The sequence below is a fragment of the Achromobacter denitrificans NBRC 15125 genome (genome assembly GCF_001571365.1).
GTDB lineage: Bacteria > Pseudomonadota > Gammaproteobacteria > Burkholderiales > Burkholderiaceae_B > Achromobacter > Achromobacter denitrificans.
Map to the genome: position 1 here is coordinate 88,593 of NZ_BCTQ01000009.1, position 20,647 is coordinate 109,239.

The following is a 20,647-nucleotide window of genomic DNA, read 5'->3' on the forward strand; positions in this document are numbered from 1 at the left end:
GCAGCAACCAGACCAAAATCGAGGATGACATGAGCGCTAGCCCTGATTTCACCAACCGCCGCCGCGTGCTGGCCGCAGCCGGAGCGCTGGCCGGCATCGGCCTCGTCAATGGCCGCGTCGCGTTCGCGCAGCCCAAGCTCGGCCGCGTGGCCTACGGCCAGGGCAGCATCGATCCGTTCTTCGCCGCCGGCTACGTCGCGTTGAAAAAGGGCTATTTCGGCGAGGGCGGGCTGGACGTCGAATACCTGAATTCGCAGAGCGGCCCGCGCACCAACCAGTTGCTGGCCGCGGGCCAGATCGTGTTCGGCGCCACCGCCGCCACCGCCGCGCCCGCGCTGACCCTGGCCGGCAAGCCCGCCACCCTGGTGTTCGGCTTCGACCGCAAGCTCACCTACGCCAACGTCATCGTGCGCCGCGAGGATTTCGAGAGCGGCAAGATCAAGTCCCTGAAGGACCTGGCGGGCAAGCGCGTGGGCGCCACCCAGCCGCAGTCCAGCACCTGGCTGATGGCGCTGTACCTGATGCAGAAGGCCGGCGTGGCCGACAAGGTCGACATCCGCCCCCTGGGCGATCTGGCCACCATGCTGGGCGCGCTCAAGACCGGTTCGGTGTCCGCCAGCATGGCCACCATGTCCATGATGGAGCAGGCCCGCCAGGAAGGCTGGGGCGTGCCCATCTTCGACGCCACGACCGAAAGCTCGTGGAACGAGTTCATGGGCGGCGACGTGCCGGGCATCGCGGCCCTGACCCTGCAGGACACCATCCAGAAACGTCCCGAGGTGGTGCAGGCCTTCGTCACCGGGCTGGTCCGCGCGCAGGACTTCATCAGCGCCAACAGCGCCGCGGCCGTCACCGACGCCATCTACGACGACTACCTGAACGCGTTCCCGCGCGAAGCGATCGAGAAGACGCTGGGCGTGTACAAGGAAACCGTGTTCCTGAAGGACAACCTCATCACCCAGGAGGCCTACGACCGCATGACGGCCATCATGGGCGACGGCCGCCAGTTCTCCAACGACGAGATCAAGACGGTGCCCTACGACCGTTGCGTGAACATGAGCTTCGTGCGCCGCGCCCGGGGCCTCTGATGATCACGCTGGACAAAGTCGGCAAGGCGTACCAGACGCGCCAGGCCACCACCCACGCCGTGGGCGAAGTCAGCCTGACGATCCCGGAGGGCGAATTCGTTTCCATCGTGGGCCCATCGGGCTGCGGCAAGAGCACGCTGCTGAACATGATCGCGGGCTTCCTGCGCCCGACCACGGGCACCATCCGCGTGGATGGCCGCGTCGTGGACGGGCAGGTGCCGCCCGCGCTGGGCTACATCTTCCAGAAGGACACGCTGCTGCCCTGGTTCAGCGTGAGGAAGAACGTCGCCCTGGGGCTGAAATTCCAGGGCGTGTCGGCCGACAAGATCGAGCGCCGCGTGGCCGAGCTGCTGGAGCTGGGCCATCTCAGCGCCTTCGCCGACGCCTTTCCGCACCAGCTGTCCGGCGGCATGCGGCGGCGCGTGGCGCTGCTGATGAGCCTGGCGGTAGAGCCCCGCATCCTCTTGCTGGACGAGCCCTTCGGGGCCCTGGACACGCACACCAAGACGCACCTGCATCGCGAGCTGATCGAAATCTGGCGCAAGCTGGGCCAGACCATCGTCATGGTCACCCACGACCTGGACGAGGCCATCCTGCTGTCCGACCGCGTGGTCGTGCTGTCCGGCCCGCCCAGCCGCGTGCTGCTGGACGAGCGCATCGCCATCCCGCATCCGCGCGACGTCTTCACGCTGCGCGAAACCCCGCAGTTCGTGACCCACGTGCAAAGCCTCTGGAGCGTTTTGGGACAGCAGTTCCGCGCCGCCGCCTGAATCATGATCCCGACCGATACCTCCGACTCCCTGCAGGACCAGCTGCGGCTGGACCGCCGCGCCGGCCTGGCGCGCCGGCTGCGCATCACGCTGTGGCAGGTGCTGATCCTCGCCTTCATCCTGGGCTCCTGGGAAATCCTGACGCGCATCCCGTGGTTCGCCCAGAACACGCTGTTCGACCCCTTCTTCATCAGCCAGCCCTCGCGCGTGGCGGTGCGCCTGTGGGAATGGCTGCAGCCCGGCCCCCGCTCGGTCTGGCCGCACCTGTGGCTGACCTTGCAGGCCACCATGGTCGGGCTGTTGGTCGGGGTGGGCAGCGGTTTCATCGTGGGCATGACGCTTAGCCGCAGCCGCTTCCTGGCCGACGTGTTCAACCCGTTCATCGTGGCGTTCAACTCGATGCCGCGCATCGCCTTCGTGCCGCTCATCACCATGTTCTTCGGCCTGGGGCTGGCATCCAAGGTGGTCACGTCCTGGTTCGTGGTGTTCTTCCTGGTGTTCTTCAACACCTACAAGGGCGGCCGCAGCGTGGAGCGCGAACTGGTGGACTTCTGCCGCACGCTGGGCGGCTCGCCGCGCCAGATCCTGTGGCGAGTGCGGATCCCGACCGCCGCCGCCTGGACCTTCGCGGCGCTGCCCAACGCCATCAGTTTCGCGCTGATCGGCGTGGTGCTGGCGGAATTCGTCGGCTCCACCACGGGCATGGGCTACCTGATGATCACGGCGCTGGCGACGCTGAACGCCACCGACATGTTCGCGGCGGTAACGCTGCTGTCGGTCGTGGGCATCGCGCTGGTCTATTGCGTGACCTGGCTGGAGCGCCGCTTGCTGCATTGGGCGCCGGAGTTCCGCGAAGGGTAGGCCCACCCCCGAAGCGCTGCGCGCTCCCCCCTCAAGGGGGCGCCGCCGCGGACCGGCGGAGCCGGATCCGCGCGGCCCTGGTCGGGGCGGGTCTGCCGCAAGGCAACCACCTGGTTTCCTTTGCGGCTCAAGGAAACAATACTGCTTGCTGGCTATGGATGACTGACATGAACACGCTGCCGTATCTGCGCAATTTCGAACTGGGCGGGCAGGTCGCGCTGGTGACCGGGTCGGCGCGCGGGCTAGGTTTCTGCATCGCGCGGGCGCTGGCCGGCTGCGGGGCCCGGGTGCTGATCAACGGCCGCAACGCCGCCGCCGCGCAAGCCGCGGCCGACACGTTGAAGCACGACGGCCTGGACGCGCATGCGTTGCCTTTCGACGTCAGCGACGACGCGGCCATGCAGGCCGCGTTCGGCCGAGTCGATGCCGAACACGGCCGGCTGGACATCCTGGTGAATAACGTGGGCGCGCGCAACCGCAAGACCTTGCGCGACACGAGCCCCGCCGAGATCCGCGAGTTGATCGACACCGACCTGGTCGCCGGCATGCTGCTGGCCAAATTCGCCGCCGAACGCATGGTGCGCCAGGGCGGCGGACGCCTGATCGCGATCACCTCGGTGGTGGGCGAGCTGGCGCGCTCGGGCGACGCGGTCTATCCCGCGGCCAAGCAGGGTTTGACGGGCATGGTGCGCGCATTGGCGGCGGAATTCGGCGGCCATGGCATCACCAGCAACGCGATCGCGCCCGGCACGTTCGCCACCGAAACCAATGCCGCCATGGTGGCGGACCCGGCGGTGGGTCCGCGCATCGCTGCGCGCAATCCCATGGGGCGCTGGGGCGAGCCGGAAGAAATCGCGGGCGCAGCCGTGTTTCTGGCTTCGCCGGCGGCGTCATATGTGAACGGTCACGTGCTGGTGGTGGATGGGGGGTTGTCGATTCAGTTTTGAGGGTGTTGGGGGGGCATGGGTTGTCCATGACCGCATGGGTTGCGCGCGATCGCGGGTAGTTTGCGTGGTCGGCGCGTCTCGCGCTTCACCCATCCTACGCGTTGTAGGATGGGTGAAGCGCGAGAATATCCCCCCGAGAAAGCCGCCCGCGATCGCGCGCAACCCATGCGGCCACCGCCCCCTTTAAGTCGTCTCATCCTGATACCACACTCCCTCCGCCAGCATCATCTTCTGATGCCCATGCCCCGCGGGCATCATCGGGAAGCAGTTCTCCTGCGCGGCCACCGCCACGTCCAGGAAGTAAGGGCCGTCGTGCGCCAGGCACTCGGCCAGCGCCGCATCCAGCTTGGCGGGGTCGTCCACTCGGGCGGCGCCCCAGCCGAACGCTTTCGCCAACGCCACGAAGTCCGGCAGCGAGGCGTTGTAGCTGTGGCTGTAGCGGCCGCCGTGGATCAGTTCCTGCCACTGGCGCACCATGCCCATGTAGCCGTTGTTGCAGAGCACGACCTTCACGGGCGTCTGGTGCTGCATGGCGGTGGACAGTTCCTGGATGTTCATCAGCACCGAGGCGTCGCCGCTGACGCAGACCACCGTTTTGTCGGGATGGCCGACCTGCGCGCCGATGGCGGCGGGCACGCCGTAGCCCATGGTGCCGGCGCCGCCCGAGGTCAGCCAGCGATTGGGCTTGTCGAAGCGCAGGTATTGCGCGGCCCACATCTGGTGCTGGCCCACGTCGGTGGAGACGATGGCGTCACGGTCCGCCAGGACCGCGTTCAGGCGCGACATCAGGTGCTGGGGCAGGATGGCGTCGGCCGCGGGCGTGTAGCCCAGGCAATCCTGGGCGCGCCAGGCGTCGATGCGCGCCCACCAAGGCGCCAGCCGGGCGGCCTCCAGGGGCTGGTCGCCCAGCTCCGCGCGCAGCGCGGTCACCAGCGGCAGGCAGTCGCCCACCAGCGCCACGTCCACTCGCACCACCTTGTTGATCGAGGCGGGGTCGATGTCGATATGGATCTTGCGGGCATGCGGGCAGAATTCCGACAGCTTGCCGGTGATGCGGTCGTCGAAGCGGGCGCCGATGCAGACCACCAGGTCGGCGTTGTGCATGGCCAGGTTGGCCTCGACCGTGCCGTGCATGCCCAGCATGCCGACGAATTGCGGGCTGGAGGCCGGGAAGGCGCCCAGGCCCATCAGGGTCAGGGTGCAGGGCGCGCCGGCATGGCGCACCAGGTCCGTGAAGGCCGCGCAGGCTTCGGGGCCGGCGTTCACCAGCCCGCCGCCGCCATAGAAGATGGGCCGCTTGGCCTGGGCGATCAGCGCGGCGGCGCGGCGCACGGCCGACTGCGGCAGCTTGGGCGCCAGCTTGCTGGCCTGGCGCCGCGCGCGCAGCGCCGCCAGCTTCTGTTGCGAAGGCGCGGCCGGGATGCCGTCGTCCGCGTCCCGCAGGGTGGCCAGCTGCACGTCCTTGGGGAAGTCCACCAGCACCGGGCCCGGGCGGCCGTGACGGGTCAGTTCGAAGGCGCGGCCCACCACGCCGGCCACGTCGTCCACCGCGCGGATCTGCGTGTTCCACTTGGTCACCGAGCGCGAGATGCCGATGGCATCGCACTCCTGGAAGGCATCGGTGCCGATGGCGGCCGTGGCGACCTGGCCGCTGATGCACAGCACCGGGATCGAATCGCACATGGCGTCCAGCAGGCCGGAGGTGGTGTTGGCCATGCCGGGGCCGGATGTAACGAAAACCACGCCCGTGCGGCCGGTGCTGCGGGCATAGCCCTCGGCGGCGTGCACGGCCGCCTGTTCGTGGCGCACCAGCACATGGCGCAGGCGCGGCTCGGCGTAGAGCGCGTCGTACAGCGGCAACACCGCGCCCCCGGGATAGCCGAAGACGGTATCCACGCCGTGGGCAATCAGCGTATCGAGCAGAATTTTCGCCCCGTTGTGAGCGGGGCGATCAGTGGCGGCAAGCGCGGCGGCGGCGGTGGGGTGCAGGCGATCGTTCATGCTATCTATCTTATTCGTAGATCGGGAGAATATTTATCTTCTTTTCCACGGAAAACCGATAGACGGAGTAAATTTATCTTTGATATTAGGGAATCAAAGAAAATGAACCTGGACAAGTTCGATCTCGCCATTTTGAAGGTGCTGCAAGACAACGCGCGCGCCAGCCTGAACGACATCGGCGCGGCCGTGGGCCTGTCGTCCACGCCGTGCTGGAACCGCATCAAGCGCATGGAAAGCGCCGGGGTGATCCGCGGCTATACCGTGGACATCGACCCGGCCAGCCTGGGTTTCATGGACACGGTGATCGTGCACGTCACGCTGGAGAGCCACAGCGAGGAAACCCTGTACGAGTTCGGCCGGGCGCTGGCGCAGATTCCGGAGGTGCTGGAGGCCTTTCTGGTGTCGGGCGACTACGACTATTACATCCGCATCGCCGTGCGCGACACCCGCGACTACGAGCGGCTGCTGCGGGAACAGCTCTACCGCATCCCGGGCATCCGGCACAGCAAATCCTGCTTCGTGCTGCGCCGGCTGAAGGAAACCAAATTGCCGCTGACGGGTCCGGCGGAATGAGCGCGCGTCAGCGCAGGACGAAATCCACCGGCACGGCTGGCTCCGGCAGCGGCCGCACGCCCAGGCCTTCCAGCAGGTCGATCTCGATCACGCGGGCCAGCGCCGACAGCGGCAGGTCGTTCTCGTCGGAGCCGAACGGGTCTTCCAGTTCGTCGCCCACCGCGTCCAGCCCGAAGAAGGTGTAGGCGACGATGGTGACGGCCGCCGGCATCATGTATTCCAGCGTGCCCACCAGGCCGAAGGGCAGCAGCAGGCAGAACAGCCAGGCCGTGCGATGCAGCAGCAACGAGTACGCGAAGGGCGAAGGCGTGAACTTGATCCGCTCGCAGGCCGCCTGGATGGCAGCGCAGGCGGCCACGCGCTGGGTCAGCGCCTGGTACAGGATGTCGGTCAGTTCGCCGCGCCGCAGGCAGGCGGCCAGGTCGCGGTTGATGGCCATGAGCAAGGCATCGGGCACGTTGCGGCAGCCGGCCAGCGTTTCGGCCTCGTCCTGCTGCACCCAGGGGCGCGCGGCGGCCGTCATGTCTTCCTGCCGCAGCCGGGCCGCCAGCGCATAACCGAAGCCGATACAGCGCCGCACGATGCGTTCCTGCACCGGGTTGGCGGTGCTGGCCGCCAGCAGCACCGCGCTTTCGCGCGCCAGGCTGCGCGCCTGCACGATCAGGTCGCCCCATTGCTTGCGCGCTTCCCACCAGCGGTCGTAGCAGACGTTGTTGCGAAAGCCCATGAACACGGACAAGGCCAGGCCGAACAGCGAGAACGGCACCGCCGACAGATGGGCGGGCGAGAACCATTCCTGGTGGTACATCCACACCACGAGGCAGGACAACGCCGTGATGACCAGAATGCGGCTGAGGATCCGGGGAATGATGGAGCCGCGCAAGACAAAGAACAGAGCCAGCGCGGAAGGACGCGGACGGACGATCATGGTGCTAACCGGGAAGGGAAGGGCGGCGCACACTATACGCCTATCAAGCTGTCAAATAGGCGCCGATATAATTCTGTTTCGTCTCACCGCCACCGCCGCCCGCCAATGACCACTGAAGCTACCCCGATCAAGCCCTGGCACGTCGTCCGCCGCTCCAAGTTGCACGGCAATGGCGTCTTCGCCGCGCGCAAGATCCCCGCGGGCACGCGCATCATCGAATACGGTGGCAAGCGCATCAGCGCCAAGGAGGCGGACCGCCGCCACCCCACCAATCCCGACGATCCCTTCCACACCTTTTTCTTCTCGCTCAGCTCCGGCCGGGTGATCGACGGCGGCGACGAAGGCAATGACGCCCGCTGGATCAACCACTCCTGCCAGCCCAACTGCGAAGCCCAGGAAGGCAAGCACGGCAAGCGCGTCTACATCGTCGCGCTGCAGGACATCCCGCGCGGCACCGAACTCTTCTACGACTACGGCCTGGTGCTGGACGGCCGCATCACCAAGAAGCTCAAGGAAGGCTACCGCTGCCTTTGCGGCACGCCGCCGTGCCGCGGCACGATGCTGGCCCTGCCCGAGAAAAAGAAGAAAGCCGCCCAGCCCGAAGCCGCCGACGCCGAGTCCTGAGCGCATGGGGGTCCGTCCCCCCGGGAAAGGCCAAGACCCCAGGCCCAGCGGGCGTATTCGGCCCCGGCCGCCGGACAGGCGTACAATCATCGAGTCGTTAACACGACATGCAGTACGTCTTCAGGGCGGGGTGAAACTCCCCACCGGCGGTATGCCACGCAATGTGGCGAGCCCGCGAGCGCCCGGCGTCCTCTACGGATGCCGGGGTCAGCAGATCTGGTGAGATGCCAGGGCCGACGGTCATAGTCCGGATGAGAGAAGATGTGCCGGCACAACCCCGCTCGTCCTGGCGCGCCCGCGTCCGGATGACGGCATTGCGCTCGGCTATCGTGTAGCCCTGGAACGTTTTTCGCCCCTTTTCAACTTGCGAGAGCGTTTCCAATGTCCAACGTTGCCCTTACCCCGCAGTCCCCCATCCCCAGCCTGGCTTCGCAGCCTTTCGCCGCCCGCCTGCAGCGCGCCCTGCATCATCTGCGCCTGGGCCGGCCCGTCATCCTCATGGACGACTTCGACCGCGAAAACGAGGCCGACCTGATCGTCGCCGCCGATAAGCTGACGGTGCCCGTCATGGCCCAGCTGATCCGCGACGGCAGCGGCATCGTCTGCCTGTGCCTGCCCGGCGAAACCCTGGACCGCCTCGGGCTGCCGCCCATGGTCCAGCGCAACCAGAGCCGCTACGCCACCGCCTTCACCGTCTCCATCGAGGCCCGCGAAGGCGTGAGCACCGGCGTGTCGGCCGTGGATCGCGTCACTACGATCCGCGCCGCCATCTCCCCGGCCGCGCAAAGCGAAGACATCGTCAGCCCGGGACACGTGTTCCCGCTGCGCGCCCAGCCAGGCGGCGTGCTGACGCGCCGCGGCCATACGGAAGGCTCCGTGGACCTGGCGGTGCTGGCGGGGCTGCGCCCGGCCGGCGTGCTGTGCGAACTGATGAATGCCGACGGCACGATGATGCGCGGCGCCGCGCTCGAACGCTACGCCGCCCAGCACGGGCTGGTGGCGCTCACCATCGCCGAACTGGCCGACCACCTGCAGCAGCTGAAGGACGGCCGGGCGGAAGCCATCGACGACGAAGTCCTGGAAATGGCCGCGACGGCCTGATCCCTCCGGCGGCGCCTCCGCCACGCAGGCGCCGCAAGCGTCGTCACGCGCGGTTTCTGAGCGCCATCGCGACGAGCATCGCCGCCAGGGCGCACCCCCCTCCCATCGCGTACACCGCGCCGTAGCCGTGCGCGCCGGCCAGCCAGCCGGCCGCCGGGCTACTCAGGCCCAGGGCGATGTCCAGGAAGGCGACGTATGCCCCCATGGCCGCGCCGCGGCTCGCGGCCGGCACGCGGCGCACCGCCTCCACCCCGAAGGCCGGAAAGGCCAGCGAATACCCCGCGCCCGTCAGCAGGGCGCCGGCATAGGCCCATGCGGGCGACACGGCCGACCAGATCAGCCACTGGCCCACCGCCTCGATCATCACGCAGACCAGCGCCACGCGCGCGCCGCCCAGCCTGTCCGGCAGGCCGGCGAAAAACACCCGCGCCAGGATGAAGCCGCCGCCGAAGGCGGTGAACATCCAGGCCGCGCCGTCCCAGCCCCGCTGCGCGTACAGCAGGCTCACGAAGGCCGTGATCACGCCGAAACCGACGCTGCACAGCGCCAGGCCCAGGCCCGGCAGCAGCACCAGCCCCAGCACCTTGTAGAAGGGCGTGCGCGTTCCGCCCGCGGCGGGCACGCCGCGCAAGGGCGACACGAACCCCAGCGCCGCCAGCGGAATGAGCACCGTGGCCCAGGCTATGCCGGCAAAGCCGGCGGCGCCGTACAGCCGCATGCCCGCCGGCGCGCCCAGCGCGTAGGCGGCGTAGATGGCCACGCCCACCCAGGCCATCACGCGGCCCGCGTTCTGCGGCCCCGCGCGACCCACGCCCCAGCTCAACACGCCGGTGACGATGAGGCTCTCGGCGCATCCCATCACGGCACGGCCGGCCAGCAGCGCCATGAAGGCCGCCTGTGGACGTGCCGCCAGGCCGTCGGCCAGCAAATAGCACAGACCCGCCACCGAACCCAGCAGGAAGCCGGCCGCCACCGCCTGCTTGGCGCCGCGGCGATCCGCCAGCGAGCCCGCGTAAGGCCGCGACAACAGGGCGGCGGCGAATTGCAGCCCCGCCACCACGCCCACCGCGAGCGCGCCCAGCGCCAGCGCGCTGTCCACGTACAGCGGCAGCACCGGCATGGGCAGGCCCACCATGAAAAAGCCGACGAATACCGCCAGGGCCAGCGGCAGGATTTGCGCGAAAACGGAACGCGCGGGTCCGTGGGCCGCGGGCAGGGCCCCGGCCGCAGATGAATTCGACATGGATATTCCTTGAACAGGTGATTGCGTCCCGCCGCCATCGCGCGAGAACCGGCGATGGCATAATCCGCCCAAGCAGGGCGGTCTTGCGGGATCGCCTGACGGAAATTTTATGAGCCATTGCTCATGTTCGATACTCGCCTTTCATCCAAGCCATGACAGCCATCCCACAGCCCCGGAAATCGCCGCGCCAGCTCAGGTCCCAGCACACCGTCGAGACGATTCTGCAAGCCACGGCTCGCGTTTTGGCCACGCACGGCTATGCCGGCACCAATACCAACCTGATCGCGGAAACCGCCGGCGTCAGCGTCGGCTCGCTGTATCAGTACTTCCCCAACAAGAACGCGCTGATCGCGGCGCTGCACGACCGCCATGACAACCAGATGCTGGACGTGATCGACCAGGTGCTGGACAGCAACCCCGCCGCCACGCTGCGCGAACGGGTCGCGGCCATCGTCCAGGCCATGCTGCATGCGCACCTGCTGGAGCCCGCGCTGCACCGCGTGCTGGAACGGGAATTCCCGCTCTTCGACCTGCCGCACGAGCACAGCCGCGCCGACCAGGACATCCATCGCCGCATGCGCCATCTGCTGGAATTCCATCGCGACGAGATCGCGCAGCAGAACCGCGACCTGGCAACCTACGTCGTGCTGCGCATCATGGAATCGCTGGTGCACGCGGCCGCGCTGGAGCCGCCCGCGGGCTTTTCGCCGCAGCAGCTCGAACAGGCGGTGGTGGATGCCGTGATGGGATATCTGGGCACGCCCGCGGCGGCGGCCCGGCCCGCGCCGCGCAAGACGGCGGCGAAGAAGGCGGCGAGCCGCTAGAGTTCGCGCGAGGCGTCTTCCGGCGTCGACGCGCCCGGGAGCGATTCGGCCATGCGGGCCAGGCAGTCGGCCGGGTCGCCCTGCACGATGCGGGCGCTGCACGCCAGCATCAGGTTCAGGCTCAGGCCGAAGTCTTCGACGGTGTAGCCCTCCGCATCCACCATGCGCGAGGCGCCGTCGTCGGCCGCGGCGCCCACGGCCACCTGGTCGATCAGCGACCCGGCCTGGCGGGTATGGCCCCACACCGGCTTGCCGCAAGCGATGGCATAGCCGACCTCGAAGGCCGTGCCGGAATCGGGTTCGGCGCCCCGGAAGGGGTTCAGGTTCGCCATCACCATGTCGGCGCGGCGGATCAGGGCGACGTTCTCGCGGTAGATCCATTGCGCCAGCGCCGCGCCGGACAGCTCGCGGGGCGCCCGGTTGTCCAGCGGGAACAGGCCCTCGAAACCATGGGCGGCGCACAGCGCCTTCAGGCGCTCGCCCTGGGCCTCGGCGTCGGGCAGGAACACGTCGAAACCGGCAAGGTACACGCTGGGCACGAGGCTACTCCGGTTCGGAAACGTTGAAGGCTTCGCCGGTGGCGAAGAAGGATCCGCCCGCCACGTAATGCACCGAGCGGCGCTCGTCGTCGGGGAAATGCCAGCGGTTGCCGGAAAACACTTCCGGCGCGGCCCACGCGGCCACCACTTCGCCGATGAAAAGGTCGTAGGCCTGCTGGTTGTGCGGCTCCGGCACGACGCGGCATTCCAGCCAGCCCAGGCAATCGCCGATCAGCGGCGCGCCGATCTTGCTGGCCGGGAACGTCGTCAGGCCGCTGGCCTGGAACTTGTCTTCGTCGCGCCCGGAATGCGACCCCACCCGCAGCGTGGCGGCGGCTTGCGCGCGCGTAGGGACGCACAGCGCGAATTCGCCCGACGCTTCGATCAGTTCGCGCGTGTACGTATTCTTGTCCACCACGACCAGCATCTTGGGCGGGCTGAAATCCAGGGGCATGGCCCAGGCGGCCGCCATGACGTTGCGAGCCTCGCCGTGCGCGCTGGTCACCAGCACGGTGGGGCCGTGGTTCAGCAGCAGATAGGCGCGCGGCAGGTCGACGGGCTCGATGCGGGACATGGCCTAGAACATGCCGTTCTTGTTGGCGGGATTCTCCGGGATCTCCTGGCTCACGTCCCAGTGCTCGACGATCTTGCCGTTTTCCACCCGGAAGATGTCCACCACCGCCTGGCCGCGGTCTTCCGGCGAATCGCGCCACTGGTTGTGGATCATCACCAGGTCGCCCTCGGCGATCACCCGCTTGATCTCGACGATGGATTGCGGATGCTGTTCGAAATAAGCGGGGAAGAAGTCCACCATGGGCTCGATCCCGTCCTGCATGTACGGATTGTGCTGCGTGTAGCCCGGGCCGACGTACCGGCGCACCGCCTCGTCGATGTTGCGCTCCTGGAACATCATGCGGAAGAACGCCACCACGATGTCCTTGTTGGACTGGGGCCCGGCCGCGCGCGCCGGCGCGATCGCAACGGTGGCGGCGGCGACCAGCATACAGAGGGCCAACGATTTCAACTTCATACGCATACAGGGCAACTCAGGTCGTGACGCCGGTTGGCGCGGTGTGCCAGTTTACAAATAAAAACGTGGATACCGCGGCCTTTCCCCCAATGGCAAAAGGGGCCCGACCGGGCCCCTTTTTTCCTCCCCCCCTTGCGGCGGGGTCAATATCCGACCGTGTAACGGCGGCGGGAATGCTTGGGCGTCTCCAGTTCGTCGACCAGGGCGATGGCGTAGTCTTCCATCGAGATCCAGCTCTTGCCTTCCTCGTCGGCCAGCAGGGTGTCGTCCCCCACTCGGAACTTGCCGGTGCGCTCGCCCGGCTCGAACAGCGCGGAAGGCGACAGGAAGGTCCAGTTCAGCACCTTTTCCTGGCGCAGCGCGTCCAGGAACACCACGCCCGCGCGGGCCTCGGGCTTGTAGGCGTCCGGGAACTCGGGCGTATCGATCAGCATCTTGCCAGGCGCGACCATCAGGCTGCCCGCGCCCCCCACCACCAGCAGGCGGGGCACGCCGGCGTCCTTGACGGCATGCAGCAGCGGCTTGGCGTCGGAGGAAACGAAGCGCGACGCGCTGATGACGGCATCATGGCCCGACAGGATGGAGGTCAGGGCCTCCGGATCCGTGGCGTCGCCCTGCTTGATGGTCAGGCCGGGCTGGGGATTCACGTCGGACAGGTTGCGGGCGATACCCGTGACCTGGTGGCCGCGCTTGAGCAATTCGTCCGCCACGCGCGAACCGACGCGGCCGGTAATTCCGATCAATGCAACTTTCATGGTCTTGCTCCTTGGAAGGGGAAGCCGGGTCGGGCGCCGCACCCGCGGCGCTGCGTGTCCAGCTCAGGCAAAGCCATACTATTCGGTCGAATCCGATCAAAAAACCCATAAAAGCGGATGAGTTTTTTGCAATTTATGCATCAATGCTGGGAAATCCGAACCGACCGGCCCCGGCTGGCGGCGCGGGTCGACCGGCCCGGACCGCTCTGCCAGTGTGCTCCCGGCGGCCCCGCTTGAACAGGGGCCGCAAGGCGCTTCAGCCGGCGGCGCGCTGCGCCTGGTAGACCTGCAGGTGGGTGTAGGCGGCGCGCAGGTACGTGGCATCCACCCCCAGGCTGCGGGCCCGGTGCAGCATGTCGCCCACGATGTGGTCGGCCTCGACCGGCAGGCCTTGGCGCAGGTCGCGGAACATCGAGGCGGTCATGGGTTGGGAAGGATCGGTGAGGATCTTGCGCGCCGATGCGTCGGCCTCCGGGCGGACCGCGTGGCCGGACGCGGCGGCCACCGCCTGCGATTCCTGCAGCAGCGTGCGCAGGATGTCCAGGCCGTCGTCGGTGGAGGCGATCTGCCCCACGGAGCCGCGCATCATGCAGGTCGCGGCCGCCAGCGTGGTCAGGAACACGTATTTTTCCCAGATGTCCTGGTAGATCTCGCCGCTCAGGCGGCTGGAATACTCGCCCCCGGCCAGCGCCTGCTCCAGCGCCTCGCAGCGCGCGCTGCGGGCCGGGCCCGCGCGTTCGCCGAAGACGATGCTGGCATGCTTGCCGAGGTGCACGATCTCGCCGTCGGGGCCGAGCGTGGCGTTGATCTGGCACAGGCCGCCGAGCACGCGGTGGGGTTCGAACTCGCGGTCCAGCAGGTCGTACTGCAGCACGCCGTTCATGATGGGCAGCACGGCCGTGTCGGGCCCGACCGCGGGGCGGATGGCCTCGATGGCGCTGGCCAGGTCATAGGCCTTGCAGCTGAGCACCACCACGTCGTAGCTGCCCTGCAGGGTCTGCTGCGTGACCAGCTTGGGATGCAGCGTGGCGTCGCCCAGCGGGCTCTGGATGCGCAGGCCGTGCTCGCGGATCCGCGCGGCGCGCGGCTCGCGCACCAGGAAGGTCACGTCCGCGCCCGCCTGGGCGGCGCGCCCGCCGAAATATCCGCCGGTGCCGCCGGCGCCCAAGAACAACAACCGCATGTCTCTCTCCTTGTCGTGGCCGCCCGCCAAGGTCGCGGGCCGATGCCGGAATTATGCGCCTTGCCCGGGCGCGGGCGGCTTGCGCTCGGCCCAGGCCTCGTATCCGCCGCGCAGGGCCCAGGTATTGGGATAGCCGGCCGCCCGCAGCCGCGAGGCCAGCAGCGCGGCCGATACCTCGTTGGGGCAGGCGCAGTAGACGACGATGTCGGAATCCAGCGCCTTGGCGTCCAGCTCGGGCAGGGGGGCCTTCAGGTCCACGGCGATCGCGCCCGGGATGCGTTGTTCGTCGCGCAGCGCCTCGGGCCGCACGTCGAAGACCAGCGCGCTGCGGCCGTCCTGGCGCCATTGCATCAGCTCGTCCACCGACAGGCGGGGAATGACGCGCAGGCTGCGCAGCAGGATCCTGCGGCGCAGGAAGCGCGCCAGGATGTACAGCGCCAGCACCGCCGCCAGCACGCCCAGGCCCATCGCGCCGTACGTGCCGAGGATCTCCAGGACGTCGTTGACGACGTTGTGGAACAGGCCGCCCAGCAGCAGGGCCGAGCCGACCCAGATGAGGGAGCCCGCCAGGTCATACAGCAGGAAGCGACGGTAGGCGGTGCCCGTCAGCCCCGCCATGACGGTGGACAGGGCCCCCGCGCCCGGCAGGAACTTGCAGACCAGCAGCGCCCGCACGCCGATGCGCAGGTACAGGCGCTGCGTCTGCCGGATGCAGGAATCCTGCGACAGCGACATCTTGCAGATCACGCCCAGCAGGCGCGAGCCGTAGCGCCGCCCGGCCACGTACCAGAGGGTGTCGGCCAGCAGGCAGGCGGCCGTGGCCGCCAGCCAGGGCACGGCCCAGCCGCCCGCGCCGCCCAGGGCGCCGGCGGCGATCAGCATGGGGTAGGCGGGCACCGGCAAACCGGCCTGCTCGACCAGCACGTTGGCGAACACCAGCCACCCGCCGTACTGTTCGAGCAGCAATTGAATATCTTGCATGGGGCATTCCAGCTTGCCGCGCCGCGCGCGGCTCATTCCCCGATTTTAGGCTCGTAGACGCGCGCCGCAGGCCCTTGCGCGCCGCAACGGCCCGTTCCAGGCGCGGGCCCCGTCCACCCCTTGAAACGGCGCGCACCATGCCGGTGCCGCGCTTCCCCGCCAGGGTGCCTATAATCCTGCCCGGCCATCAGGTTTCCCCGACTTGTCGCGGGAATGCCCCATGGCATACAACTTGCTTCGCTCGGACTGGCCGCGAACCCGCCCCTTCGGATGGGACGCGCCACCTGGCGCTCCCGTCCAATGACCGATCCCACGTCCTCGCCTCCGACCGCTCGCCCCGGCATGCCCGCCGGCGGCCGCCATTTCGCGCCGGACCGCATTGGCGCGCGCGCCCGCAACCCGCAACACCCCCGATCCCTTTCCCTCCCCGCGTAGGAGTCACCCGCATGAAAGCCCTGTTCCCCCTGTCCGGCGGCCTCGCCCGCCGCGGCCTGCTCAAGCTGGCCGCCGCCGCCGCCGGCGCGCTGCTGTTCTCCGGCGCCGCCCACGCCCAGGCGCCCGCCAAGACCAAGGTCGCCGCCATCTATACGGTGCCGGTCGAGCAGCAATGGGTATCCCGCATCCACAAGGCGCTGACGGCCGCCCGCGATCGCGGCGAGATCGACTACACGTTCTCGGAAAACGTCACCAACGCCGACTACGAGCGCGTGATGCGCCAGTACGCGGAGCAGGGCAACAAGCTGGTGGTGGGCGAAGCCTTCGCGGTGGAAGCCGCCGCCCGCAAGGTGGCCAAGGACTATCCGCAGACCGCCTTCCTGATGGGATCTTCGGGCAAGCCCCAGCAGCCCAACTTCTCGGTGTTCGACAACTACATCCAGGAACCCGCCTACCTGACCGGCATGATCGCCGCCGGCGTCAGCAAGACCGGCAAGATCGGCCTGGTGGGCGGCTACCCCATCCCCGAAGTGAACCGCCTGATGCAGGCCTTCATCGACGGCGCCAAGGAAGTGAACCCGCAGGCCGAGTTCACCGTGACCTTCATCGGCTCCTGGTTCGATCCCCCGAAGGCCAAGGAAGCCGCCTTCGCCATGATCGACAAGGGCGCGGACGTGCTCTACGCCGAGCGCTTCGGCGTGTCGGACGCCGCCAAGGAACGCGGCAAGCTGGCCATCGGCAACGTGATCGACACGCAGCCCCAGTACCCCGAGACCGTGGTGGCCTCGGCCCTGTGGAGCATGGAGCCGACCATCGACGAGGCGCTCAAGCAGGTCAAGGCCGGCACCTTCAAGGCCGACAACTACGGCCAGTATTCGCTGATGAAGCACAAGGGTTCGTCGCTGGCGCCGCTGGGCACGTTCGCGACCAAGATCCCCGCCGACCTGATCGCCAAGGTGGAAGCCAGGCAGAAAGCCATCCTGGACGGCAGCTTCACCGTGAAGGTCAACGACAAAGAACCCAAGTCCTCGGCACGATGAAACCAGCGCCTCTCGCCCTGCGACTGACGGGGATCACCAAACGCTTCGGCAGCCTCACGGCCAACGACGACATTTCGCTCACGCTCGCCCAGGGCGAAGTGTTGGCCTTGCTGGGCGAGAACGGCGCCGGCAAATCGACCCTGGTGTCCATCCTGTTCGGCCACTACGTGGCCGACGCCGGAGGCATCGAGGTCTTCGGCAAGCCCCTGCCCGCCGGCCGGCCCGATGCCGCGCTGGCGGCCGGCGTGGGCATGGTGCACCAGCATTTCACGCTGGCGGACAACCTGACCGTGCTGGACAACATCATGGTCGGCACGGAGCCGCTGTGGAAACTGGCCTCCGGACGCGGCAAGGCGCGCAAGCGCCTGGTGGAGCTGGGGCAGCGCTTCGGCCTGGGCGTCGATCCGGACGCCCGGGTAGGCACGCTCTCCGTCGGCGAGAAACAGCGCGTCGAGATCCTGAAGGCGCTGTACCGCGGCGCCCGCGTGCTGATCCTGGACGAACCCACGGCCGTGCTCACCCCGCAAGAGGTGCAGGACCTGTTCGCCACGCTGCGCGGCTTCGTCGACGAAGGCCTGGCCGTGATCTTCATTTCCCACAAGCTGGACGAAGTGATGGCCGTGTCGCGCCGCGTGGCCGTGCTGCGCCAGGGCAGGCTGGTGGCCGAGCGCGATACCGCCGGCACCAGCCCCGCGGAGCTCGCGGAACTGATGGTGGGCCGCAAGGTGGTCATGCCGCACGCGGAAGCGGTGGCGGCGGCCGAGCAGGCCGCCCCCGTGGTGACGCTGTCGCAGGTCAGCGTGCGCGACGGCCGCGACGGCGCGCTGCGCCTGGACAGCCTGGACCTGGTGGTGCACAAGCATGAAATCGTCGCCATCGCGGGCGTGGCCGGCAACGGCCAGCAGGCGCTGGTCTCGGTGCTGACCGGGCTGCGCCAGCCGTCCGACGGCACGATCCGGCTGGGGCCCGAACACGCGGCGGCGCCCACCACGCCGGCCGGCTGGACGGCCGCCCGCGTCGGTCGCATCCCGGAAGACCGCCACGGCGAAGGCATGATCGGCGACAGCCCGCTATGGGAAAACGCCATCGTCGAAGACCTGAAGGACAAGCGCTTCGCGCGCTACGGCCTGATCCGGGCGCGCGCGGGCAAGGCCTACGCCGCCGAGCTCGCCCGGCAGTTCGACGTGCGCGCCGCCTCGCTGGACGTGCGCACGCGCAGCCTGTCCGGCGGCAATATGCAGAAGCTGATCCTGGGCCGCACGCTGGCCCGCGAGCCGCGTTTCATCGTGGCGGACCAGCCCACCTGGGGCCTGGATATCGGCGCGGTCGCCTATGTGCGCGAGCAGTTGCTGGTGGCCCGCAAGCGCGGTGCCGGCGTGCTGCTGGTGTCCGAAGACCTGGAAGAGATCTTCGCGCTGGCCGACCGCATCGCCGTGCTGTGCGGCGGCAAGCTGGTCGCCGTCAAACCGGTGGCCGACTGGACGCCCGCCACGGTGGGCCTGGCCATGACGGGCACTCGCGCCTGACGGTCCGTCAGCGTCTTCCTCTATTGAGCATCTTTCGCATGAAACTGATCCTGGAACGCCGCCCCGAGCCCAGCCGCAAGGCGCTGGCCTTGGCCCCCATCGCGGCCATCCTCTTCACGCTGGCGGTCTGCGCCTTGCTGGTGGCCTGGGCCGGCGCGCCCGTGGGCCGCACCTACGCACTGCTGTTCGAAGGCGCGTTCGGCTCGCGCTTCGCCCTGTCCGAAACGCTCACGCGCGCCACGCCGCTGATGCTGACGGGCCTGGCCTGCGCCGTGGCGTTCCGCGCCCGCTTCTACAACATCGGGGCCGAAGGCCAGCTGTACCTGGGCGCGCTGGCCGCTGTCGCGGTGGGCGGGCTGCACGACGGCACGGGCTTCGACCTGCCGGTGCCCGCGCTGTTCGCCGGCATGATGCTCGCGGCCGCGCTCGCCGGCGCCTTGCTGCTGCTCATCCCCGCGCTGCTGAAGACGCGCCTGGGCGTGGACGAGGTGGTCACGACGCTGCTGGGCAACTTCATCGTGCTGCTGTTCGTCTCCATGATGCTGGACGGCCCGATGAAAGATCCCATGGCCATGGGCTGGCCGCAATCCGTGGCGCTCAACGGCGACCTGGAACTGGGCAAGCTGATCGAACGCACGCGCGCCCATACCGGACTGCTGTGGGCCGCCGGCCTGGCGCTGGGCCTGTGGCTGCTGAACCGCTACACGGTGTTCGGCTTCCAGATGCGCGCCGTGGGCGCCAACGCCCACGCCTCGCGCTTCCTGGGGCTCCCCGTGAACCGCGTCATGCTGGGCACCGCCATGCTTTCCGGCGCGCTGGCCGGCCTGGCGGGCGCGATCGAGGTGGCGGGCCGGACCGGCTACGTCACCCTGGACATGTCGCCGGGCTACGGCTACACGGGCGTGGTGGTGGCCATGCTGGCCGGGCTGCACCCGCTGGGCGTGATCCTGGCCAGCCTCTTCGTGGCCGGCATGCTGGTCGGCGCGGACAGCATGAGCCGCGCCATCGCCGTCCCGAACTACATCGCCGACGTCATCGTCGCCACTTCGTTGCTCGCCATGCTGGTCGCGACGCTATTCGCGCAGTACCGCCTGCGCCGCAACCAGGCCTGAGGAGCGCGCCATGGAATGGATGGATCTGATGAGTTCCTCGGCCTTCTGGGTCGCCGTGCTGCGCCTGGCCACGCCGCTGATACTGGGCACGGTCGGCGTGCTGCTGTGCGAGCGGGCCGGCGTGCTGAACCTGGGCATCGAGGGCATCATGGTGGCCGGCGCCTTCACGGGCTGGCTGGTGGTGTACCTGGGCGCGCCGCTCTATGTGGGCGTGCTGGCCGCCGGCCTGGCGGGAGCCCTGTTCGGCCTGCTGCACGCGGTGCTGACCGTGCCGCTGGGGCTGTCGCAGCACGTGTCCGGCCTGGGCGTGACCCTGCTGGCCACCAGCCTCAGCTACTTCGCCTACCGCGTCACCTTCCCCAGCGTGAACACGCCGCCCACCATCGTGCCGTTCGCCGAAATGAAGTTCCTCGCCGGCATTCCGCTCATCGGGCCGGTGCTGGCGGGGCAGACGCCCATGACGCTGATTGCCCTGGCCGCCGTGCCGGTGCTTGCCTGGGTGCTGAACCGCACGCCGGTCGGGCTGGCGATCCGCATGGTGGGCGAGAACCCGGCCGCCGCCGAAGGCCAGGGCCTGTCGGTGACGCGCCTGCGCATGGGCGCCATCGTGGCCGGCTCGGCGCTGATGGGCGTGGCCGGCAGCTTCCTGACGCTGGCGGCGTTCAACGCCTTCTTCTTCAACATGGTCAACGGCCGCGGCTGGGTCTGCGTGGCGCTGGTGGTATTCGCGTCGTGGCGTCCCGGCAAGGCCCTGCTGGGCGCGCTGATCTTCGCCTTCTTCGACGCGCTGCAACTGCGCATGCAGCAGGGCGGCGCGGCCTTGCCCGGGCTGCCGGAACTGCCCTACCAGGTCTACCTGATGCTGCCGTACATCCTTTCCATTCTCGCCCTGGTGGTGATGGCGCGCCGCGCCGCCTACCCGCAGGCTTTGATGAAGCCGTACCGCAAGGGTGAAAGGTAGAGGGGGGGATGGCCCACCCCCGAAGCGCTGCGCGCTTCCCCCTCAAGGGGGCGTCGCTACGGACCGGCAAAGCCGGCTCCGTGCGACCCGGATGGGGCGACGCCGGCTTGAGGCGGCGAGGGAAG

Annotated in this window: 21 protein-coding genes and 1 riboswitch; of the genes, 12 read left to right on the forward strand and 9 right to left on the reverse strand. The window is 68.7% G+C overall.

From position 1 onward, the window contains the following. Positions 1-29 precede the first annotated feature (29 nt). From ADE01S_RS09980 to ADE01S_RS09995, 4 genes are all read left to right on the forward strand, one after another. Entirely contained in the window at positions 30-1,088 is a 1,059-nt protein-coding gene (locus ADE01S_RS09980; protein ID WP_062681535.1) for an ABC transporter substrate-binding protein, read from the forward strand. Next, positions 1,088-1,858 carry an ABC transporter ATP-binding protein gene (locus tag ADE01S_RS09985; RefSeq protein WP_062681536.1) on the forward strand — a complete coding sequence of 257 codons (771 nt, stop codon included), beginning with the start codon at positions 1,088-1,090 and terminating at the stop codon, positions 1,856-1,858. The genes ADE01S_RS09980 and ADE01S_RS09985 overlap by 1 nt, the downstream gene beginning before the upstream one ends. Positions 1,859-1,861: 3 nt before the next feature. Next, entirely contained in the window at positions 1,862-2,719 is an 858-nt protein-coding gene (locus ADE01S_RS09990; RefSeq protein ID WP_062681537.1) for an ABC transporter permease, read from the forward strand. Between the two features lie 167 nt (positions 2,720-2,886). After that, positions 2,887-3,666, forward strand: a complete 780-nt coding sequence (locus ADE01S_RS09995; protein ID WP_087881326.1) for an SDR family oxidoreductase — start codon at positions 2,887-2,889, stop codon at positions 3,664-3,666. Between the two features lie 183 nt (positions 3,667-3,849). Here the strand turns inward: ADE01S_RS09995 and ilvB are convergent, their stop codons facing one another. Beyond that, positions 3,850-5,676 carry a biosynthetic-type acetolactate synthase large subunit gene (gene ilvB / locus ADE01S_RS10000; RefSeq protein WP_087881325.1) on the reverse strand — a complete coding sequence of 609 codons (1,827 nt, stop codon included), beginning with the start codon at positions 5,674-5,676 and terminating at the stop codon, positions 3,850-3,852. A 93-nt stretch (positions 5,677-5,769) separates the two neighbouring features. Here ilvB and ADE01S_RS10005 point away from each other — a divergent pair, with 93 nt between their 5' ends. Beyond that, the gene (locus ADE01S_RS10005; RefSeq protein ID WP_062681540.1) at positions 5,770-6,240 is read left to right on the forward strand and encodes an Lrp/AsnC family transcriptional regulator; all 471 of its coding nucleotides are present in this window, start codon (positions 5,770-5,772) and stop codon (positions 6,238-6,240) included. A gap of 7 nt (positions 6,241-6,247) precedes the next feature. Here the strand turns inward: ADE01S_RS10005 and ADE01S_RS10010 are convergent, their stop codons facing one another. Further along, positions 6,248-7,168 (reverse strand): bestrophin family protein, encoded by a 921-nt coding sequence (locus ADE01S_RS10010; RefSeq protein WP_062681621.1) that lies wholly within the window; start codon positions 7,166-7,168, stop codon positions 6,248-6,250. Between the two features lie 105 nt (positions 7,169-7,273). Here ADE01S_RS10010 and ADE01S_RS10015 point away from each other — a divergent pair, with 105 nt between their 5' ends. Then, positions 7,274-7,792 (forward strand): SET domain-containing protein, encoded by a 519-nt coding sequence (locus ADE01S_RS10015; RefSeq protein WP_062681541.1) that lies wholly within the window; start codon positions 7,274-7,276, stop codon positions 7,790-7,792. A 112-nt stretch (positions 7,793-7,904) separates the two neighbouring features. Next, positions 7,905-8,059, forward strand: a riboswitch (FMN riboswitch). Between the two features lie 114 nt (positions 8,060-8,173). Further along, positions 8,174-8,893 (forward strand): 3,4-dihydroxy-2-butanone-4-phosphate synthase, encoded by a 720-nt coding sequence (gene ribB, locus ADE01S_RS10020; protein WP_062681542.1) that lies wholly within the window; start codon positions 8,174-8,176, stop codon positions 8,891-8,893. A gap of 43 nt (positions 8,894-8,936) precedes the next feature. Here ribB and ADE01S_RS10025 read toward each other — a convergent pair whose 3' ends face one another. Next, positions 8,937-10,136: an arabinose transporter gene (locus tag ADE01S_RS10025; protein WP_062681543.1), complete on the reverse strand. Its 1,200-nt coding sequence runs from the start codon at positions 10,134-10,136 to the stop codon at positions 8,937-8,939. A gap of 152 nt (positions 10,137-10,288) precedes the next feature. Here ADE01S_RS10025 and ADE01S_RS10030 point away from each other — a divergent pair, with 152 nt between their 5' ends. After that, entirely contained in the window at positions 10,289-10,960 is a 672-nt protein-coding gene (locus ADE01S_RS10030; RefSeq protein WP_062681544.1) for a TetR/AcrR family transcriptional regulator, read from the forward strand. Here ADE01S_RS10030 and ADE01S_RS10035 read toward each other — a convergent pair. The 6 genes from ADE01S_RS10035 to ADE01S_RS10060 all read right to left on the reverse strand — a co-directional run bounded on the left by ADE01S_RS10035 (position 10,957) and on the right by ADE01S_RS10060 (position 15,448). Continuing rightward, positions 10,957-11,499 carry a nucleoside 2-deoxyribosyltransferase gene (locus ADE01S_RS10035; RefSeq protein WP_062681545.1) on the reverse strand — a complete coding sequence of 181 codons (543 nt, stop codon included), beginning with the start codon at positions 11,497-11,499 and terminating at the stop codon, positions 10,957-10,959. The genes ADE01S_RS10030 and ADE01S_RS10035 overlap by 4 nt on opposite strands. A gap of 4 nt (positions 11,500-11,503) precedes the next feature. After that, the gene (locus tag ADE01S_RS10040; protein WP_062681546.1) at positions 11,504-12,073 is read right to left on the reverse strand and encodes a flavin reductase family protein; all 570 of its coding nucleotides are present in this window, start codon (positions 12,071-12,073) and stop codon (positions 11,504-11,506) included. A 3-nt stretch (positions 12,074-12,076) separates the two neighbouring features. Continuing rightward, complete coding sequence (locus tag ADE01S_RS10045; RefSeq protein ID WP_082775752.1) at positions 12,077-12,535, reverse strand: nuclear transport factor 2 family protein; 459 nt, start codon at positions 12,533-12,535, stop codon at positions 12,077-12,079. Between the two features lie 137 nt (positions 12,536-12,672). Beyond that, on the reverse strand, positions 12,673-13,284 hold the full coding sequence (locus tag ADE01S_RS10050; RefSeq protein WP_062681548.1) for an NAD(P)-dependent oxidoreductase: 612 nt from the start codon (positions 13,282-13,284) through the stop codon (positions 12,673-12,675). Positions 13,285-13,540: 256 nt separating this feature from the next. Beyond that, entirely contained in the window at positions 13,541-14,467 is a 927-nt protein-coding gene (gene panE / locus ADE01S_RS10055) for a 2-dehydropantoate 2-reductase (RefSeq protein WP_062681549.1), read from the reverse strand. Between the two features lie 51 nt (positions 14,468-14,518). After that, positions 14,519-15,448, reverse strand: coding sequence for a DedA family protein/thiosulfate sulfurtransferase GlpE (locus ADE01S_RS10060; protein ID WP_062681622.1), 930 nt, complete (start codon positions 15,446-15,448; stop codon positions 14,519-14,521). A 446-nt stretch (positions 15,449-15,894) separates the two neighbouring features. Here ADE01S_RS10060 and ADE01S_RS10065 point away from each other — a divergent pair, with 446 nt between their 5' ends. The 4 genes from ADE01S_RS10065 to ADE01S_RS10080 are packed head-to-tail and all read left to right on the forward strand — an operon-like array spanning position 15,895 to position 20,522. Beyond that, on the forward strand, positions 15,895-16,923 hold the full coding sequence (locus ADE01S_RS10065) for a BMP family protein (RefSeq protein WP_062681550.1): 1,029 nt from the start codon (positions 15,895-15,897) through the stop codon (positions 16,921-16,923). Beyond that, entirely contained in the window at positions 16,920-18,449 is a 1,530-nt protein-coding gene (locus ADE01S_RS10070; protein WP_062681551.1) for an ABC transporter ATP-binding protein, read from the forward strand. Before ADE01S_RS10065 ends, ADE01S_RS10070 begins: the two co-directional genes overlap by 4 nt. 38 nt (positions 18,450-18,487) lie before the next feature. Further along, complete coding sequence (locus tag ADE01S_RS10075; RefSeq protein ID WP_062681552.1) at positions 18,488-19,561, forward strand: ABC transporter permease; 1,074 nt, start codon at positions 18,488-18,490, stop codon at positions 19,559-19,561. 10 nt (positions 19,562-19,571) lie between these two features. After that, positions 19,572-20,522 carry an ABC transporter permease gene (locus ADE01S_RS10080; protein ID WP_062681553.1) on the forward strand — a complete coding sequence of 317 codons (951 nt, stop codon included), beginning with the start codon at positions 19,572-19,574 and terminating at the stop codon, positions 20,520-20,522. Positions 20,523-20,647 lie beyond the last annotated feature (125 nt).

Excerpts from the sequence above, each read along its gene's own strand:
- ADE01S_RS10060 (WP_062681622.1), bottom strand. The coding sequence starts at position 15,448 with ATGCAAGATATTCAATTGCTGCTCGAACAGTACGGCGGGTGGCTGGTG.
- ADE01S_RS10040 (WP_062681546.1), bottom strand. The coding sequence starts at position 12,073 with ATGTCCCGCATCGAGCCCGTCGACCTGCCGCGCGCCTATCTGCTGCTG.
- ADE01S_RS10050 (WP_062681548.1), bottom strand. The coding sequence starts at position 13,284 with ATGAAAGTTGCATTGATCGGAATTACCGGCCGCGTCGGTTCGCGCGTG.
- ADE01S_RS10045 (WP_082775752.1), bottom strand. The coding sequence starts at position 12,535 with ATGCGTATGAAGTTGAAATCGTTGGCCCTCTGTATGCTGGTCGCCGCC.
- ADE01S_RS10030 (WP_062681544.1), top strand. The coding sequence starts at position 10,289 with ATGACAGCCATCCCACAGCCCCGGAAATCGCCGCGCCAGCTCAGGTCC.
- ADE01S_RS10065 (WP_062681550.1), top strand. The coding sequence starts at position 15,895 with ATGAAAGCCCTGTTCCCCCTGTCCGGCGGCCTCGCCCGCCGCGGCCTG.
- ADE01S_RS10025 (WP_062681543.1), bottom strand. The coding sequence starts at position 10,136 with ATGTCGAATTCATCTGCGGCCGGGGCCCTGCCCGCGGCCCACGGACCC.
- ADE01S_RS09995 (WP_087881326.1), top strand. The coding sequence starts at position 2,887 with ATGAACACGCTGCCGTATCTGCGCAATTTCGAACTGGGCGGGCAGGTC.
- panE (WP_062681549.1), bottom strand. The coding sequence starts at position 14,467 with ATGCGGTTGTTGTTCTTGGGCGCCGGCGGCACCGGCGGATATTTCGGC.
- ADE01S_RS09990 (WP_062681537.1), top strand. The coding sequence starts at position 1,862 with ATGATCCCGACCGATACCTCCGACTCCCTGCAGGACCAGCTGCGGCTG.
- ADE01S_RS10080 (WP_062681553.1), top strand. The coding sequence starts at position 19,572 with ATGGAATGGATGGATCTGATGAGTTCCTCGGCCTTCTGGGTCGCCGTG.
- ADE01S_RS10075 (WP_062681552.1), top strand. The coding sequence starts at position 18,488 with ATGAAACTGATCCTGGAACGCCGCCCCGAGCCCAGCCGCAAGGCGCTG.
- ADE01S_RS10070 (WP_062681551.1), top strand. The coding sequence starts at position 16,920 with ATGAAACCAGCGCCTCTCGCCCTGCGACTGACGGGGATCACCAAACGC.
- ADE01S_RS09985 (WP_062681536.1), top strand. The coding sequence starts at position 1,088 with ATGATCACGCTGGACAAAGTCGGCAAGGCGTACCAGACGCGCCAGGCC.
- ADE01S_RS09980 (WP_062681535.1), top strand. The coding sequence starts at position 30 with ATGAGCGCTAGCCCTGATTTCACCAACCGCCGCCGCGTGCTGGCCGCA.
- ADE01S_RS10005 (WP_062681540.1), top strand. The coding sequence starts at position 5,770 with ATGAACCTGGACAAGTTCGATCTCGCCATTTTGAAGGTGCTGCAAGAC.
- ribB (WP_062681542.1), top strand. The coding sequence starts at position 8,174 with ATGTCCAACGTTGCCCTTACCCCGCAGTCCCCCATCCCCAGCCTGGCT.
- ADE01S_RS10015 (WP_062681541.1), top strand. The coding sequence starts at position 7,274 with ATGACCACTGAAGCTACCCCGATCAAGCCCTGGCACGTCGTCCGCCGC.
- ADE01S_RS10010 (WP_062681621.1), bottom strand. The coding sequence starts at position 7,168 with ATGATCGTCCGTCCGCGTCCTTCCGCGCTGGCTCTGTTCTTTGTCTTG.